The 16,785-nt window shown below is 61.6% G+C and carries 11 protein-coding genes and 1 tRNA gene; 4 read left to right on the forward strand and 8 right to left on the reverse strand.

Translation table 11 applies throughout. From position 1 onward, the window contains the following. Positions 1-15 precede the first annotated feature (15 nt). Together thrS and ACTQZF_RS03170 are read right to left on the reverse strand one after the other, a co-directional pair. Positions 16-1,779: a threonine--tRNA ligase gene (gene thrS / locus ACTQZF_RS03165; RefSeq protein ID WP_441554531.1), complete on the reverse strand. Its 1,764-nt coding sequence runs from the start codon at positions 1,777-1,779 to the stop codon at positions 16-18. 257 nt (positions 1,780-2,036) lie between these two features. Beyond that, a complete protein-coding gene (locus tag ACTQZF_RS03170; protein ID WP_006234085.1) occupies positions 2,037-2,468 on the reverse strand; it encodes a double zinc ribbon domain-containing protein in 432 nt (143 codons plus the stop codon). A 798-nt stretch (positions 2,469-3,266) separates the two neighbouring features. Here ACTQZF_RS03170 and ACTQZF_RS03175 point away from each other — a divergent pair. The 4 genes from ACTQZF_RS03175 to ACTQZF_RS03190 all read left to right on the forward strand — a co-directional run bounded on the left by ACTQZF_RS03175 (position 3,267) and on the right by ACTQZF_RS03190 (position 8,121). Further along, positions 3,267-4,739, forward strand: a complete 1,473-nt coding sequence (locus ACTQZF_RS03175; protein WP_441554532.1) for an NAD(P)/FAD-dependent oxidoreductase — start codon at positions 3,267-3,269, stop codon at positions 4,737-4,739. Between the two features lies 1 nt (position 4,740). Then, positions 4,741-6,165: an NAD(P)/FAD-dependent oxidoreductase gene (locus tag ACTQZF_RS03180; protein ID WP_441554533.1), complete on the forward strand. Its 1,425-nt coding sequence runs from the start codon at positions 4,741-4,743 to the stop codon at positions 6,163-6,165. 2 nt (positions 6,166-6,167) lie between these two features. Next, complete coding sequence (locus ACTQZF_RS03185) at positions 6,168-6,566, forward strand: DUF1667 domain-containing protein (protein WP_441554534.1); 399 nt, start codon at positions 6,168-6,170, stop codon at positions 6,564-6,566. A gap of 466 nt (positions 6,567-7,032) precedes the next feature. After that, positions 7,033-8,121 carry a M24 family metallopeptidase gene (locus ACTQZF_RS03190; RefSeq protein ID WP_441554535.1) on the forward strand — a complete coding sequence of 363 codons (1,089 nt, stop codon included), beginning with the start codon at positions 7,033-7,035 and terminating at the stop codon, positions 8,119-8,121. Between the two features lie 239 nt (positions 8,122-8,360). Here the strand turns inward: ACTQZF_RS03190 and ACTQZF_RS03195 are convergent, their stop codons facing one another. The 6 genes from ACTQZF_RS03195 to ACTQZF_RS03220 form a co-directional block, all read right to left on the reverse strand. Further along, entirely contained in the window at positions 8,361-9,704 is a 1,344-nt protein-coding gene (locus tag ACTQZF_RS03195; protein WP_441554536.1) for a bifunctional folylpolyglutamate synthase/dihydrofolate synthase, read from the reverse strand. Positions 9,705-9,950: 246 nt separating this feature from the next. Beyond that, the gene (locus tag ACTQZF_RS03200; protein ID WP_441554537.1) at positions 9,951-12,647 is read right to left on the reverse strand and encodes a valine--tRNA ligase; all 2,697 of its coding nucleotides are present in this window, start codon (positions 12,645-12,647) and stop codon (positions 9,951-9,953) included. A 309-nt stretch (positions 12,648-12,956) separates the two neighbouring features. Next, positions 12,957-14,372, reverse strand: a complete 1,416-nt coding sequence (clpX, locus tag ACTQZF_RS03205) for an ATP-dependent Clp protease ATP-binding subunit ClpX (protein ID WP_154515377.1) — start codon at positions 14,370-14,372, stop codon at positions 12,957-12,959. 1 nt (position 14,373) lies between these two features. Then, on the reverse strand, positions 14,374-14,994 hold the full coding sequence (locus ACTQZF_RS03210; RefSeq protein ID WP_022095182.1) for an ATP-dependent Clp protease proteolytic subunit: 621 nt from the start codon (positions 14,992-14,994) through the stop codon (positions 14,374-14,376). A gap of 163 nt (positions 14,995-15,157) precedes the next feature. After that, positions 15,158-16,459: a trigger factor gene (tig, locus tag ACTQZF_RS03215; protein WP_441554538.1), complete on the reverse strand. Its 1,302-nt coding sequence runs from the start codon at positions 16,457-16,459 to the stop codon at positions 15,158-15,160. Between the two features lie 88 nt (positions 16,460-16,547). Continuing rightward, a tRNA-Leu gene (locus ACTQZF_RS03220) sits at positions 16,548-16,631 on the reverse strand. Positions 16,632-16,785: the final 154 nt, after the last annotated feature.

Raw genomic sequence — 16,785 nt, forward strand, 5'->3', positions numbered from 1 at the left:
GTTGTGCAGTTTGTCTTAGGCGCGAGTCTTAATCTCCTCGGTCACCTTGGCAACAAACTCGTCAACGCTCATCGGAACGGTCTCGTTGGAACGATCGCGGACGGAGATGTTGCCGGCCTCGACCTCCTTCTCGCCCAGGATGAGCATATAGGGCACGCGGTCGATACTGCGGGCCTCGCGGATCTTGTAGCCGATCTTCTCGTCGCGATCGTCGCAGACCACGCGAATGCCGGCCTCTTCCAGCTTGGCGCACACCTCGTGGGCGTAGTCGCGGCTCTTCTCGGAGACGGGAAGCGCCTTGACCTGCACGGGAGCCAACCAGGTGGGGAACTTGCCCGCAAAGTGCTCGATCAGAATACCGATGAAGCGCTCGATGGAGCCAAAGCACACGCGATGCAGCATGATGGGGCGCTTCTTGGTGCCGTCGGCATCCACGTACTCCAGATCAAAGTTGAGCGGCATCTGGAAGTCGAGCTGGACGGTACCGCACTGCCAGGTACGGCCGAGCGAGTCCTCCAGGTGGAAGTCGATCTTGGGGCCGTAGAAGGCGCCGTCGCCCTCGTTGACCTCGTAGTCCATGCCCAGCTGCTCCAGAGCGGTGCGCAGACCCTCCTCGGCGCGCTCCCAGTCCTCGTCAGAACCCATGGAGTCCTCGGGGCGGGTGGAAAGCTCAACGTGATACTTAAAGCCAAACTTTTGGTACACGGAGTCGATAAGGTTGACCACGCCCACAATCTCGTCGGTCAGCTGGTCGGGGCGCACAAACAGGTGGGCGTCGTCCTGGTTAAAGCAGCGCACGCGGAACAGGCCGTGCAGGGCTCCGCGCAGCTCGTGGCGGTGCACCAGGCCAATCTCGCCGGCGCGGATGGGCAGCTCGCGGTAGGAGTGCGGCTTGGAGGCGTACACCAGCACGCCGCCCGGGCAGTTCATGGGCTTAATGCAGTACTCTTCGTCGTCGATGACGGTGGAGTACATGTTGTCCTTGTAGTGGTCCCAGTGGCCCGAGGTCTTCCACAGCTGCTTGTTCATGATGAGCGGCGTGGAGATCTCCACGTAGCCGGCCTTGTGGTGGATCTCGCGCCAGTAGTCCAGCAGCGTGTTCTTAAGGATCATGCCGTTGGGCAGGAAGAACGGGAAGCCGGGGGCCTCGTCGCGCATCATAAAGAGGTCCATCTCGCGGCCGATCTTGCGGTGGTCGCGCTTCTTGGCCTCCTCCAGCATGTGCATATGCTCGTCGAGCTCTTCCTTGGTGGCAAAGGCGACGCCGTTGATGCGGGTGAGCATCTTGTTGTCCTTGTCACCCTTCCAGTAGGCGCCCGAGACGCCGGTGAGCTTAAAGGCCTTGAGAGCCTTGGTGTAGCAGATGTGGGGGCCGACGCACATGTCGATGTAGTCGCCCTGCTGGTAGAAGGTGATGCGGGCGTCGTCGTCCAGATCGCCGATGTGCTCGACCTTGTACTTCTCGCCGCGCTCCTCCATAAGGGCGATGGCCTCGGCGCGGGACTTCTCGTACACGGTGAACTTGAGGTTCTCCTTGACGATCTTTTTCATCTCGGCCTCGATCGCGGGGAAGTCGTCCTCGCTGATCTTGACGCCCTCGGGCAGGTCGACGTCGTAGTAAAAGCCATTGTCGGTCGCGGGGCCGTAGGCAAAATCGGCCTGGGGGTACAGGCGCTTGATGGCCTGCGCCATGATGTGCGCGGCGGAGTGGCGGATGACGTGCGTGACCTCGTCCTGCGGGAGCTCGGCCACCGAACCGTCATTGTAGAGTGCCTTCATGGGTATGTTTTCTCCTCTCGGATGCCTGGTGCAAGTGCTGCTTGGCGCCGTGCGGTGTGCATTGCGCTTGCCGGCGCGTGCGTTTTGACTTGCATCATTATAGGCAGGTTACCTAGGTATACAAGCGCCCGCCGCACCTGAATGGCACGGCGGGCGAATTTCTACGCATGCTTCATCGCGTGGGGCGGGTGCAGGGCGCGCGGCGTTCGCGTGGCGCGCGGGGCCCGTGGCTTGCGGCCGGCCCGGCGATGGATGCGCTACTGGATGCGAGTTCGGCAGTAGGGGCAGACCTTCCAGTGCGCGTCGAGCGGGCGATGGCAGCTGGGGCACACGTTGCGAACCTGGGTGTCGCACACCGGGCAGACGACAAAGTCCTTCTCGATGGGCGCGCCGCACTGCGGGCAGGTGCCGTACTGGGCAAGCTGACGCTCGCGCAGGGCCATGTCCAGCTCCTGCTCCTCGCGGTCGGCCGCATAGGAGTGCGGGCGCAGGACCAGGTAGGCGATGAGGCCTACAAACGGGATGAGGGCAATGATGCCCCATGCCACGTAAGCGCTGGCGCCGCGGCGGCGGGCGTCAATAAACACATAGACGACCGACAGCACGTACAGGGCGATGATAAAGCCAACAAAGGCATAGATGACGCCCATAAGCTGCGGCGACATGAGCTCGGAGATGTACTTGGACATTACGGATACCTTTCGGGGTAGTTACAACTCGAGTTAGTGTAACACGGGGGTTAACGATTTGGCAGGTCGCAGGCATGGGCGGATAGAAACATCTCAATCTGTAACAGGTGAGAGCGGAATCCGGGTCCAGATGTTACAGGATTAGACAAACCGTTCTCTCCCCGACTACAATCTCAATCTGTAACATCTTGGCTCCAGAATCAGTCCCTACTGTTACAGATCAAGATGAACGGTGAGCTCTCCGTTAAGATATCTCAATCTGTAACAACTAGGGGCCAGAAACCCTTCTATCTGTTACAGATCAAGACAAAGGAAAATGTCCAATCCCAATATCTCAATCTGTAACAACAACTCGGCAAAAACAGGTCTAACTGTTACAGATTTAGACATTCGAAACCGACTGATGGGTTCATCTAAATCTGTAACATCTAGACCCCAAAACGGTACCGAGATGTTACAGATCGAGACAGATGACCTCTCCCTGACTTTAAATCTCAATCTGTAACACATAGGACCGATTTTCTACTCTTACTGTTACAAATCAAGACAAACAGAGGGCCCGCCTGGCAAACGTCTCGATCTGTAACATCTGGAACCCAACTCTTCTGCTTACCGTTACAGAACGAGACAAACCTTTGACAACAGGGGTGCCAGACGAGGTCACCGATGGACCTGAGTCTCCCCTCGCCTGCCGTTGGCGGATGCAGCGGGGCTGTTCGCCGCATTGCCGCTGCGCGGGGGATGCGCACACCGTAGGATAGCCTTATTGACAGCCTGTCAACTCGTCTTGGAGGCACTGTGACAGAAACGTTTGATATCGCGATTGTGGGCGCGGGCATCACCGGATGCGCCATCGCGCGGCAGCTCGCACGCTATGACCTGTCCATCTGCGTGGTCGAGGCGGCCAACGACATTGCCCTAGGCGCGTCGAAGGCCAACGGCGGCCTGGTGCACGCCGGCTACGATCCGACGCCGGGCACGGTTAAGGCCCAGGTCAACGCCCGCGGCTGCGAGCTATATGGCACGTGGGCCCAGGAGCTGGGCTTTTTGTTTTGCCGCACCGGGTCCATGGTGCTGGGCTTTAGCGACCAAGACCGCGCGCAGCTGGAGCAGCTGCAAAGCAACGGGCTGGCAAACGGCGTACCCGAGTTGGCGATCATCGGGGCCGAGCGCATCCACGAGCTGGAGCCGCGTGCCAGCGCCCAGGCCACGTGCGCGCTGTGGTGTCCCTCGACCGGCTATGTCGATCCCTTTGAGGTCGCCATCGCCGCGATGGAGAACGCCGTAGCCAACGGCGTGACGTTTGTGCGCTCCGCACCGGTGGAGACGATCGAGGTAGCTCCCGACGTTGGCGACAAGAGCGGTGACGGGACTGCTCGTTTTACGCTGGTGACACCGACCGGTGATGTGCGCTGCCGCTATTTGATTAACGCGGCGGGCAACGGCGCCGCAGACATCTCGCATATGGCGGGCGCCGAGGAGTTCCAGATGGTCTGGCGCCAGGGCAACATTGTGGTGCTGGACAAGGAGCCGCGCGCACTCATGCCGCTCTACCCCGTTCCCACGCCGGTTTCCAAGGGCGTCATCGTTACGGGCACCGTCCACGGCAACACGGTGATCACCGCGACCGCCGCCGTGCGCGAGGCGGGCGACACGCAGACCTATGCGAGCGATGTCGACGCGCTGCTGGGCGGCGCGCGCAAGCTGGTGCCCGATCTGGACACGCGCCGCGTGGTGCGAGCGTTTGCCGGCGGGCGTCCGGTCATTAAGGGAACGAACGACTTCTTTATTGGGCAGTCCGCCGTGGTGCCAGGCCTGTTCCAGGCGGCAGGCATTCAGTCGCCGGGCGTGGCAAGCGCTCCGGCCATTGCCGAGCGAATGGAGCAGGTGCTGCGCGAGGCGGGCGTTGCTTTGCGCGAGCGGGCCGATTGGGATCCGATTCGCCGCGCGCCGGACGACTTCGACCGTGCGCCGCTTGCGCGCAAGGAAGAGCTGATCGAGTCCGACCCCGCGTGGGGGCAGATCGTCTGCCGCTGCGAGACGGTGCCCGAGGCCGAAATCGTGGCCGCGATTCGACGCCGCCCGGGTGCGGTTTCGGTCGAGGGCGTCAAACGCCGCTGCCGTGCCGGCATGGGTCGGTGCCAGAGCGGCTTTTGCCAGAGCCGCGTGGTGCGGATTCTGGCCCGCGAGCTGGGCTGCGATCCCAGCGAGGTACCGTTGGAAGACGATGGCTCCTGGCTGGTAGAGGGACCGTTGAAGGGGGTGCGCTAGGATGGCGACGAGTATCGATATGGGTGCGGTATCGGGCGTCGAGTGCACTTGCGCAGATGCCGACAGGGCATCAATTGCTGCTGGCGCCGTGCAGACGCAGGCGTTCGACGTAGTCGTTATCGGCGGCGGACCTGCCGGCATGGCGGCCTCACTTGCCGCACACAAGGCCGGAGCGCGCGTGGCCATCGTGGAGCGCGAACAGCACCTGGGCGGCATCCTGCGCCAGTGCATGCACCCGGGCTTTGGCCTCTCACACTTTAAGCAGGAACTGACCGGTCCCGAGTACGCACAGCGCTTTATCGACCAGGTGCGCGAAACCGATATCGCACTGTTCCTGGACAGTACGGTGATTGGGATCGACTCAAGCGAGGACAAAGTCGCAGGCACGGGCGCAAGTGGCGCGGCGAGCGATGCCTCGGCACACACCGTCACGCTCATGAGCCCCGCCGGCATGTTGCAGCTCACCGGGCGCGCCGTCGTCCTTGCCATGGGGTGTCGCGAGCGCACGCGCAGCGAGATCAAGATTCCCGGCAGCCGCCCCGCCGGCGTGTTTACCGCCGGCCTGGCGCAGCGATACATCAACATCGACAACCTCAAGCCCGGCTCGCGCGCCGTCATTTTAGGCTCGGGCGACATTGGGCTCATCATGGCGCGTCGCTGCACGCTCGAGGGGATTTCGGTCGAGGGCGTGTACGAGCTTATGCCATACGCCAACGGCCTGCGCCGCAATGTAAAGAATTGCCTGGACGATTTTGGCATTCCGCTGCACCTGTCCACCACCGTCACACGCGTGATTGGGCACGACCGCGTGGAGGCCGTCGAGGTGAGCCAGGTCGACGAAAATCTGGCGCCCATTCCGGGGACCGAGCGCATCGTTCCGTGCGACACGCTGCTGCTTTCGGTAGGTTTGATTCCCGAGAACGAGCTTTCGGTAGGCGCGGGTGTTGAGCTTGACCCGCGCACGCGCGGCGCCGTGGTGGACCAGAGCCTGCAGACGGGCGTGCCGGGCATCTTTGCCTGCGGCAACGTGCTGCACGTGCACGACCTGGCCGATAACGTGACGGCCGAGTCCGAGCGTGCCGGTGCGGCTGCAGCGGCGTGGGCGTTGGGCGGCAACGCCAGGGCGAGTGCTGCGAGCACGAGCTTCGAGCTCACGGTCTCCCCTGCCGGCATCGCCGGCTACGCGCTGCCGGGACGCATTACGGCCGTGGCACTCACCAGGCTCAACTTCCGCGTGCGCCGGCCGGTCGATGCCGCCCGCGTGCGCATTCTGGCGGGCGACGAGGAACTGCTTACGGGCAAGGTCCGCGCGTTTAAACCGAGTGTTATGGAAAGCTTCACGCTGCCGGCAAAGGTGATACAGCGAGCGCTCGACCTGGGTGCCAGCGAGATTATCCTTTCCGTCGAGCCCGTCGAGGAGGCATAGCCATGAGCACAAATGCGATCGAGACGCTACAGTTCAACTGCACCACCTGCCCATCCGAGTGCCTCCTTACGGTGGAAGTGGAGCGCGGGGCCGACGACCGCGTGGCGACGGTGCGCGCCGTGACCGGCAACAGCTGCCCGCGCGGCGATAAGTTCGCACATCAGGAGCTCACCTGCCCCATGCGCGTCCTCACTACCACCGTGGCAGTATCAGGCGGCGACGAGGCACTGCTGCCCGTTCGCACGGCCGAGGCCATCCCGCTGGCACTCCACGCCCAAGCCATGGACCTCATCCGCGGCTTGGTCGTCCAGGCCCCCATCCGCATGGGCGACGTCGTGCTGGAGGACCTCCTCAACACCAACATCGACCTCATCGCCAGCATGGACATCGACCCGGCCTAAGCAGCTCGTTTGGGACGGTGCTCTTTTAGCTACCCCGCATCCGCCCCGCCCCTCCTCAATTGCGGTGAAATAATTCCCGATTTCCGCCAAAACCCCGGCATCAAGGAACTATTCCACCGCAACTTGCCTTGGGATCGGTATTTAGCTTGTGCCTACTTTAGTGCCATTTCAAAACTATGCCGGATTACGGGGCTGATTCGGAGACCCTCACCCATACCGGCATTTTTCGATTTTTGATAAGCCTTCTACCTGCGGTTTTAATTTCGCGATTTTTCCCATGGTCAAGTAATACAGGTCCAGCCCCGTAATCCGCCATAGTTTTGAAACCAGCCCATTTGGGACGGGACCATATTGACTACTTTTACCTATCAGCTCGCATGTTTAACGCAGCTAAAATAGCCCCGTCCCAAATTGACTACCCTGGCATTGGGGATACCATGGTGGCAACCTAACGAAAGGACGATGTATGGCACATGTCGATGACCAGCGCGTGGCACGCGTGCTCGATGCGCTCGAGGCTCAGCACCCCGGCGCGCAGCTGCTCGTAAACGACCCGTGGTCGATTTATTACCTGACCGGCTTTTATGCCGATATGTTCGAGCGTTTTTGCGGCGTACTGCTCGCACGCGGTAGCGAGCCAGTGATCTTGGTCAACGCGCTGCATCAGCTGCCCGAGTATGACAATGCCCGCGTCGCGTACCACACCGATACCGACGTCGTGGCCGACGCCATCGCTCGCGAGGTTGATCCGACCAAACCGCTCGGCATCGACACCGTCATGCGCTCCGGCTTCTTGATGCCCCTCATGGAGCGCCATGCCGCGAGCGAATTCTTCCTAGGCGATTTTGCCGTGACCGCCGCGCGAACCTACAAAGACGCCGGCGAGCAGGAGCTTATGCGCGTGTCCTCGGCCGCTAACGACGCCGTGATGGCCGACGCGATCGAGCTCGTCCACGAAGGCGTGACAGAGCGCGAGATCGCCGACCAGATGCTTGGCCTGTATCGCAAGCACGATTGCGAGGGCTTTAGCTTTCCGCCCATCGTGAGCTTTGGCGCCAACGCCGGCGACCCGCACCACGAGCCAGACGATACGGTACTCAAGCGTGGCGACGTGGTGCTGTTCGACATTGGCGGGCGTCGCCGCAACTATTGCTCGGACATGACGCGCACGTTCTTTTGGGGCGAGCCGGACGAGGAGACGGCACGCATCTACGACATCGTGCGCCGCGCCAACGAGGCCGCTGAGGCGCTCATCGCACCGGGCGTGCGTATGTGCGATCTGGACCGTGCCGCCCGCGACGTGATTGAGGACGCGGGTTATGGCAAGTACTTTACGCACCGTCTGGGACACTCGATCGGCCTGCAAGACCACGAGCCGGGTGACGTCTCGCTCGTCAACGAGCAGGTCGTAGAGCCGGGCATGACGTTTTCCATCGAGCCGGGCATCTACCTCCCCGGCCGCACCGGCGTCCGCATCGAGGACCTTGCCCTGGTCACCGACAGCGGCGTCGAGATTCTCAACGCCTACCCCCACGATCCGGTCCGCCTAGACTAGGCAATGCGGCAAAGGGACAGCCCCTTTGCCGCATCACATGAATGTCGCCACGAAATGGGCCTATCTACTACGTTTAACCCGCATGGGGCGACCATGCGGGTATTTTTTGAAAATTGGCAAGCCTTCTACCTGCGGTTTTGATTTTGCGATTCTCGGCATGGTTGAGGGTAGCCGGTCAAACGTAGTAGATAGGCCCATTTCGTGGCGAGCAGGCAAACTAGCTAACCTGCGGAAGGGATCTAGCGTAGCAGACCGGCAACTTCGCCGGCCAGGGTGATGGTACCTGCTGCTATGAAGGGCTCGCCTGCGGCCTCAAAGGCTGCGAGGGCCTCGGACACGCTGGGGTACACGCCTGCGAGCTTATCGGAGTCCACCAGGGCAGCAAGCTCCTCCGCCGGCAAGGCGCGATCGGAATCGGTCTGTGTGACGACCACGCGCGGGAAGGCCGGGATCAGCACGTCGACGATACCCGCCACGTCCTTGTCTGCCAGCGCGGCGCACAGCAACGTGGGGCGATTCTCTACGCACGGATCGATCTCGTCCAAGGCGCTCACAAAGTTCTCGCAGCTCTGGGGGTTATGGCAGGCGTCGATCAGCTTGAGCGGGTCGGTTCCCAACACATCAAAACGGCCCGGCGTGGCACAGCCCATAAGCGAAGCATCAAGCGCCTCGTGGTCGAGCTCGCGACCCAGATACCCCTCGCAGAGCATAATCGCGCACGCGGCATTCTGCGGCTGATACGCCGGCTTAACCATGCTCGACGTATAAATCGCACGCGGCGTGGTACAGCTAAACTCAACCGTATCGCCCACATGCGCCGGCACCTTGGTCGTGGTGTGGCTCACCACCAGCGGCACCACACCACACTCGCGACAACGGTTGTCCATAACGCGCTGAACGCTCGGCTCATGCGTGCCCTCGCCCAGCACAACCAGGCGTCCGGGCTTAATGACGGCGGCCTTCTCCCCCGCAATGGCCTCGAGCGTATCGCCCAGAATGCGCGTGTGATCGAGTCCGATGCCCGTGATGGCAACGGCGACAGGATCGGTCGCGCTCGTGGCGTCCCAGCGACCGCCCATGCCGACCTCGAGCACGGCGACATCCACGCGAGCCTCGGCAAACACCACAAGCGCGGCGGCCGTCAGCAGGTCAAACGGCGTGATGGTATAGGCACGCTCCCCCGCCACCACGCGGCGCGCATTCACTCGATGCCCCGCCTCAACAGCAGCAGAAACGCCACGGGCAAACGCCTCATCGCTCACGACGTGCCCATCGACCTCCATGCGCTCGGGATAGCGAACAAGCTGCGGCGACGTATAAAGCGCAGCCTTGAGCCCCTCGCCGCGAAGGATAGCAGCCGAAAAACGCGTCGTCGAAGTCTTGCCATTGGTACCGGCAACCTGAATGCAATCAAAGTACTCGTCCGGCCGCCCCAGCTCATCGAGCATATCGACAACCGTCTCGAGCAGAGGACCAGCATCCCCAGAAATCCGCCCCGTATCGGCAGCAAGCCCCACAGCCTCACCAAACGAAAGCAAATCAAACTCAAAAGGAACGGTATACAAGCCAGAACACTTAGGCATTTTCAGAACCGCCATTCATAGAAAAATAAAACAGTATAGGTTGAGGATAGTCAGCGAAAACGCCTCTGATGAGCCAAGGTGCCGTGAAACAAGGGCGCATAGGGCTTATGCCCATGCGCCCGAAGTTGAACGGCAGATTGGCCATCAGAGGCGTTTGCAGCGTCGAGCCAGCCGCCGTTCGTTAGAACGGCGGAATAGGTGTCCGCAGCGGAGAGTAAAGCGTCGGGACGCGCCCCTCAGTAAGCCCTACGAGAAGTCAGCAACCTGAGCAGTCAGCGCCTCCAGGATCTCCTTGAGCTCAGCTGCACGGTCCCTCTTCTTCTGGACCACCGCGGGCGCGGCCTTGGCCACAAAGCCCTCGTTGGCGAGCGTCTTCTCGCAGCCGGCGAGCTCCTTCTGGGCCGCGGCAATCTCCTTCTCCAGACGTGCCTTCTCGGCCGAAAGGTCAACCTTTCCCTCGAGCACCACAAAGACCTCGACGCCGCTGTCGACCACGGCGATGCTCGCAGCCGGCTTCTCAACATCGGTACCCATGACCAGCGAGGCGGTATTGGCCAGCGGCTCGATGGTCGAGCGCAGGCTCTCGAGCTTCTCGATATCCTCGGCACCGGCACGCACGACCACGTCGAGCTCGGCCTTGGGGCTCAAGCGATAACGCGAACGCGTGGCGCGGGCGGCAGAAACGACGGCGCGACACAGCTCAAACGCGCGCTCGGCGTCCTCGTCGACATACTTGACATAGTCGGCAGGCTCGGGCCACTTGGCGATCATGAGCGCCTCGGCGCGGTCCACGTTGCCCTCGGCGTCCAGGTCGAGCACGCTCGCCGGCATGTTGTCCCAGATCTCCTCGGTGACAAACGGCATGAGCGGGTGCATCAGGCGAATAGAGGTATCGAGCACAAAGATCAGGTTTCGCTGCGCCTGCAGACGGCCCTCGCCCTTCAGGCGCGCCTTGGTGACTTCGACGTACCAGTCGCAGACCTCGTTCCAGAAGAACTGCTGAACACCGCGGGCCATGTCGCCAAAGGTGTAATTCTCGATGCCCTCGGTAACCATCTTGACGGCCTTGGCCAGACGACTGAACATCCAGGCGTCGGCCGGCGTCTCTACGACAGGCTCGCCGGGCGTGTAGCCCTCCATGTTCATAAGCAGGAAGCGGCTGGCGTTCCAGATCTTGGTCACAAACGACTTGGCCTGCTCGGTACGCGGGCTGTCGATAAGCTTCTTGGTCTTCTTGTCGATGTTCGCGTCAAACTTGACGTCCTGGTTGTTGGTGCAGAGCGTCAGCAGGTTGTAACGCATGGCGTCGGCACCGTACATGCCAATGAGGTCCATGGGGTCAACGCCGTTGCCCTTGGACTTGGACATGCGGCTGCCGTCCTTGGCAAGAATCGTCGGGTAGATGACGACATCCTTAAACGGCACCTCGTCCAGGAAGTACAGCGAGCTCATGACCATGCGGGCGACCCACAGCGCGATGATGTCGCGCGCGGTGACGAGTGCCGTGGTGGGGTGATGTCCCTCGAGCAGCTCCGGCTTTTGGGGCCAGCCCTGCGTGGCGAAAGTCCACAGCTGCGAGCTGAACCAGGTGTCCAGCACGTTCTCGTCCTGATGCACGTGGCGACCGCCGCACTTAGGGCACACGTCGGTGTCCTCGGTAAGGGCATCCTCCCAGCCGCAGTCCTCGCAGTAGAACACGGGAATACGGTGGCCCCACCAAAGCTGGCGGCTGATGCACCAGTCCTTGAGGTTCTCCATCCAGGTGGTATAGGTCTGCGTCCAACGCGCGGGGTGGAAGGTCACCTTGCCGGAGTTGACGGCATCGAGCGCCGGCCCCTTGAGCTTGTCGACGGCCACAAACCACTGCTCGGACAGCCACGGCTCCAGTGCGGAGTCGCAACGGTAGCAGTGCATGACGGAGTGATCGTGATCCTCGACGTGATCGAGCAGGTCGTGCTCCTCAAACCACTTGATGACGGCCTCGCGGCACTCCTCGCGGGTCATGCCGGTAAACTCGCCGTAGCCCTCGACGACCACCGCATGCTCGTCAAAGATGTTGATCTGCGGCAGGTCGTGGGCCTGACCCATGGCGTAGTCGTTGGGGTCGTGGGCCGGGGTGACCTTGACAAAGCCGGAGCCAAAGTTGGCGTCGACATGCCAATCCTCAAAGATGGGGATCTCGCGGTCGACGATGGGGAGCTTGACGGTCTTACCCACAAAGGCGGCCTTCTCGGGGTCCTTCGGGGAGACAGCCACGCCCGTGTCGCCGAGCATGGTCTCGGGGCGCGTAGTGGCGACGACGATGTAGTCCTGGCCGTTGACCGGCTCGGTCAGCGGGTAGCGCAGGTGCCACAGGTGACCCTTCTCGTCCTTGTACTCGGCCTCGTCGTCCGAGATGGCGGTGGTGCAGTTGGGGCACCAGTTGACGATGCGCTTGCCGCGGTAGATCAGGCCGTCGTGGTACCAGTCGCAGAACACCTTGCGCACGGCCTGGGCGTAGTCCTCGTCCATGGTAAAGCGCTCGTTATCAAAGTCGACGGAGCAGCCCATACGCTTGATCTGCTCGACGATGATGCCGCCGTACTCGTGGGTCCAATCCCAGCAGGCGTCGACAAACTTATCGCGGCCGATCTCCAGGCGGCTGATGCCCTCGCTCTTGAGCTTCTTGTCGACCTTGGTCTGCGTGGCGATACCGGCGTGGTCGGTACCGAGCACCCAGCGGGTGGACCTGCCGCGCATGCGGGCCATGCGGATGATGGCATCCTGGATGGAGTCGTCGGTGGCGTGACCCATGTGGAGCTTGCCGGTCACGTTGGGAGGCGGAATGGTGACAGTGCAGTCGCCCACGCCCTCGCGGCGCTTGTAGTAGCCGCCGTCGAGCCACTTCTGCAGGATCGCCGGCTCGTTGGTCGACGGATCGTAGTTTTTGGGCATCTCTTCCATATATCTCTCCCGTCCCACCGGGGAGGAATGTAGGCCCGCCAGGGTCTGCATTCCTCCCCTTAGGTATCAATTACTTCAGTCTGATACGACTTCGCTGAGGCTTAAACAAACACACAGAATAACACAGGTAGTTGGGGTTATTGCGTATATATAAAATAGCCTCCGACCGCGGGTGGTCGGAGGCTATTCAAATTCACATTTGCGAAACCTACCATTTAGGGACAGGTTTATTTTGGTCGGTTTTATATGGGCAAACGTCATTCTCCCTGATAAAACCTGCCAAAATAAACCTGTCCCTTTTTGGCAGGTTTAGCCGTAGATGCGCTGGGGCTGTTCGGTGCCCTTTACGGAGGCTTCGGTCACGATGACCTTGGCGACTCCTTCCTCGCTCGGCAGGTCGAACATCGTCTGCTGCAGCACGTCCTCGCAGATGGAGCGCAGGCCGCGGGCGCCGGTCTTGCGGGCAAGCGCCATGCGGGCAATCTCGTGCAGGGCGGCGTCCTCAAACTCAAGTTCAACGTCCTCGAGCTGGAACATCTTGCGGTACTGACGCACAACGGCGTTCTTTGGCTCGGTCAGGATCGATACCAGGTCGTCCTCGTCGAGCGCCTGTGTCTGGGTGACGACGGGCGTACGTCCCACAAACTCGGGGATCATACCAAAGGCGTTAAGGTCCTGCGGGAGCACCTGACGCAGCAGGTCGTTCTCGTCGACCGAGGTGGGGCCGGCGATCTCGGAGTTAAAGCCCACGCCCTTGTTGCCCACGCGATCGGCGATAATCTTGTCCAGACCCACAAAGGCACCGCCGCAGATAAACAAGATATTGGTCGTGTCGATCTGCAGCAGCTCCTGCTGGGGGTGCTTGCGGCCGCCGGTGGGCGGAACGCTTGCCACCGTGCCCTCAAGGATCTTAAGCAGCGCCTGCTGAACGCCCTCGCCCGAAACGTCGCGGGTGATGGAGAGGTTCTCGGCCTTGCGGGCGATCTTGTCGATCTCGTCCACGTAGATGATGCCGACCTGCGCACGCTCGATATCGCCATCGGCAGCATTGATGAGCTTGAGCAGGATGTTCTCCACGTCCTCGCCCACGTAACCGGCCTCGGTGAGTGCGGTGGCGTCGGCGATGGCAAACGGCACCTCGAGGATGCGCGCGAGCGTCTGGGCGAGCAAGGTCTTACCGGTACCGGTGGGACCGAGCAGCAAGATGTTGGACTTGGCGAGCTCCACCTCGTCCATATCGTCGTCGAGCCGCGAACCCGCACCCGAGGCCTCGTCAAAGGCCGAAAGCGCGGCGCCGCCCTCGATCACGCGACGGTAGTGGTTGTACACGGCAACCGACATGGCGCGCTTGGCGTCTTCCTGACCCATGACATAGGCCGAAAGCTCGTCATAGATCTCGTGCGGGGTCGGCACGTGCGTAATGACCTGACGCACGTCGTCCTCGAGCTCAAAGCCCTCGGCCTCGGGATCCATGGCAGGCTGCCCGGCAGCCTGACCGTGGTCGTTGAGGAAGCCCGGCAGCTTGCCGTTGCAGGCGGCGTCCATAAAGTCCGAAGCCAGCGACTCCTCCAAGATCTCGGAGCAGGCGGCAACGCACTCGTCGCAGATAAAGATGTTGGTAGGGCCCTTTACAAGGCGGCGCACCTGACCCTGCTCTTTTCCGCAGAAGGAGCAGCGGATGGGGTTGCCGTTCTCGTCAAAGTTGTCCTGCATGTTACCGGCCATCCTAGGCGTCCTTCGCGGCAAGATCGCGCGAGGTGACGATACGGTCGATCAGGCCGTAGTCAAGCGCCTCGGCAGCGGTCAGGTAGTTGTCGCGTTCGGTATCGGCCTGGACCTTCTCGATCGGCTGGCCCGAGGCGTCGGACAAGATCTGGTTGAGCTCGCGACGGGTCTTCTTGATCTCCTCGGCCACGATCTCGATCTCGGTCTGCTGACCCTGGGCACCGCCACTGGGCTGGTGAATCATGACCTTGGAGTGCGGCAGGCAGAAGCGCTTGCCCTTGGCGCCGGCCGAAAGCAGCACGGCGGCCATAGACGCGGCCATACCGACGCAAATGGTGGAGACCTGCGGCTTGATAAAGTTCATAGTATCCAGAATCGCCAGGCCGGAGTAGACCTCGCCACCGGGCGAATTGATGTAGAGCGAGATATCCTTCTCGGCATCCTGGCTCTCAAGATGCAGCAGCTGGGCAACGACCAGGTTGGCGCTGACGGAGTTGATCTCCTCGCCCAAGAAGATGATGCGATCGTTGAGCAGGCGCGAATAGATATCGTAGCTGCGCTCGCCGCGCGGCGTCTGCTCGATAACGTATGGCACGAGGGCGGAATCGAACTTAGCGATCATACGCATCTCCATTTCTCTCTTGCGGACCAAATTGGTTCTAGATAAACGTACGGTGCCCGCATGCTATGCATTGGCTGGCACCGTACGAAGCAACCGAATAACCGGTTTATAACTTTACCCCATCACGGGCGCCTGCATGCGCTCGCGGGAAAGGTGGCGAGAATTACTCGGCGTCCTTGGCGGTCTCGTCGACCTCGGTCACCTTGGCGTTCTCGACCAGGTGGTCGACGGCCTTGGAGCGACGGATGGAATCGCGGACGGCAGGCATGCGTCCATCGGCGATGAACTCGGCCTTGGAAGCCTCGACGTCCTTGACGCCAGCCTTCTCGAACTCGGCGTTGACGTCGTCCTCGGTGACCTCGATCTTGAGCTCACGGGCGAGGGCATCGAGAGCCAGGGACTCGCGGGCAACGTCGTTGGCCTGCTTGTGCAGGTCGCCGATGAACTGCTCCATGGTCAGGCCGGAAGCGGGCAGCCAGGTGTCCAGCGTCATACCGCGGGCAGCGAGGTTGGACAGGAAGTTCTGGCCAAGCTCCTCAAAGACAGACTGCTCGTAGTCGGCGTCCATCTCCTCGAGCTGCAGGCGCTCGGCGAGAGCGGCGACGCAACGGTTCTCCTTCTCGGCCGGAAGGCGGGAAGCCTTGTCCTGCTCGATCTCGAGCTTGATGGCGTCGCGCATAGCGTCGATGCTGTCGAAGCCAAAGTCGGACTTGACGAGCTCGTCGGTGAGCTCGGGGGTGTTGCGGACCTTGATGCCCTTGACGGTGACCTCGACGGTGTGGGTCTCGGCCTCCTCGCCCTCCTCGACCTCGTCGGTCCAGGTGACGGTCTTGACGTCGTCGACGTTAGCACCGATCAGAGCCTCGTTGAACTCCTTGGGGTTGCTGTCGCTACCGGCAATGAGCATGCGGCCCTCGGCAGCGAAGTTGTCGGCGTTCTCGACGGCCTTGAGGTCGACGGTAACGTAGTCCTCGGCCTCGACGGCACGATCCTCGACGTCCTCGAAGGTGGCACGGTAGTTGAGGAGCATCTCGACCTGGTTGTTGATCTCGGACTCGGTGACCTCCGCGGGAGGCATCTCGATCTCGACGGCGTCGTAGGAGGAGAGCTCGGCGGCAGGACGCAGAGAGAACTCGACGGTGTAGGTGTAGTCCTCGTGATCCTTGGCGAGGTCGAGCTCCTTGTAGTCACCGTTCTTGGTGGGGACGATGTCCAGCTCGTTGAGGACGGCGGGCTCGTTGGCGGCGATCAGATCGTTGGTGGCCTGAGCGAGGGTAGCCTCGGCGCCAAGAGCAGCGTCGATGACCGGACGGGGAGCCTTGCCGGCACGGAAGCCCGGGAAGCGGTACTTCTTGGCGGTGTCCTTGTAGGCCTTCTTGATCGCGGCGTCGACGTCGGCGGCCGGGATGGTGACCGTAGCGGTGAGCTTGGCGTCCTTGACGTCAGAAGCGGTGATGTTCAACACGTTCCTCCTCATACTGCCCAGCTTATCTGAGGTGCTGGTACCTTTATGCAACAAAGTGTCGCGACGGCCGAGGCCGACGCAGGTGCGTTGGTGCGGGCGAAAGGACTCGAACCTTCACGGGAATCCCACCAGAACCTAAATCTGGCGCGTCTACCAATTCCGCCACGCCCGCATGAGCGCACAGACTAGGAATGATAGCAGATACGAACGGCAAGCGCACGCACACCTTTTTAGGCCCACGACCTCACCACGAGTTACAGCGGAACAGGGTAGCTAATTTGGGACGGGGCTTTTTAGCTACCCCGCTTGTGGGGGTAGCTAAAAAA

It is taken from the genome of Collinsella sp. LCP19S3_H3 (assembly GCF_052119145.1).
In the GTDB taxonomy this organism is placed as follows: domain Bacteria; phylum Actinomycetota; class Coriobacteriia; order Coriobacteriales; family Coriobacteriaceae; genus Collinsella.

Coding starts and splice junctions, on each gene's coding strand:
- thrS (WP_441554531.1), bottom strand. CDS start 1,779: ATGAAGGCACTCTACAATGACGGTTCGGTGGCCGAGCTCCCGCAGGAC.
- ACTQZF_RS03170 (WP_006234085.1), bottom strand. CDS start 2,468: ATGTCCAAGTACATCTCCGAGCTCATGTCGCCGCAGCTTATGGGCGTC.
- ACTQZF_RS03180 (WP_441554533.1), top strand. CDS start 4,741: ATGGCGACGAGTATCGATATGGGTGCGGTATCGGGCGTCGAGTGCACT.
- ACTQZF_RS03185 (WP_441554534.1), top strand. CDS start 6,168: ATGAGCACAAATGCGATCGAGACGCTACAGTTCAACTGCACCACCTGC.
- ACTQZF_RS03190 (WP_441554535.1), top strand. CDS start 7,033: ATGGCACATGTCGATGACCAGCGCGTGGCACGCGTGCTCGATGCGCTC.
- ACTQZF_RS03195 (WP_441554536.1), bottom strand. CDS start 9,704: ATGCCTAAGTGTTCTGGCTTGTATACCGTTCCTTTTGAGTTTGATTTG.
- ACTQZF_RS03200 (WP_441554537.1), bottom strand. CDS start 12,647: ATGGAAGAGATGCCCAAAAACTACGATCCGTCGACCAACGAGCCGGCG.
- clpX (WP_154515377.1), bottom strand. CDS start 14,372: ATGGCCGGTAACATGCAGGACAACTTTGACGAGAACGGCAACCCCATC.
- ACTQZF_RS03210 (WP_022095182.1), bottom strand. CDS start 14,994: ATGATCGCTAAGTTCGATTCCGCCCTCGTGCCATACGTTATCGAGCAG.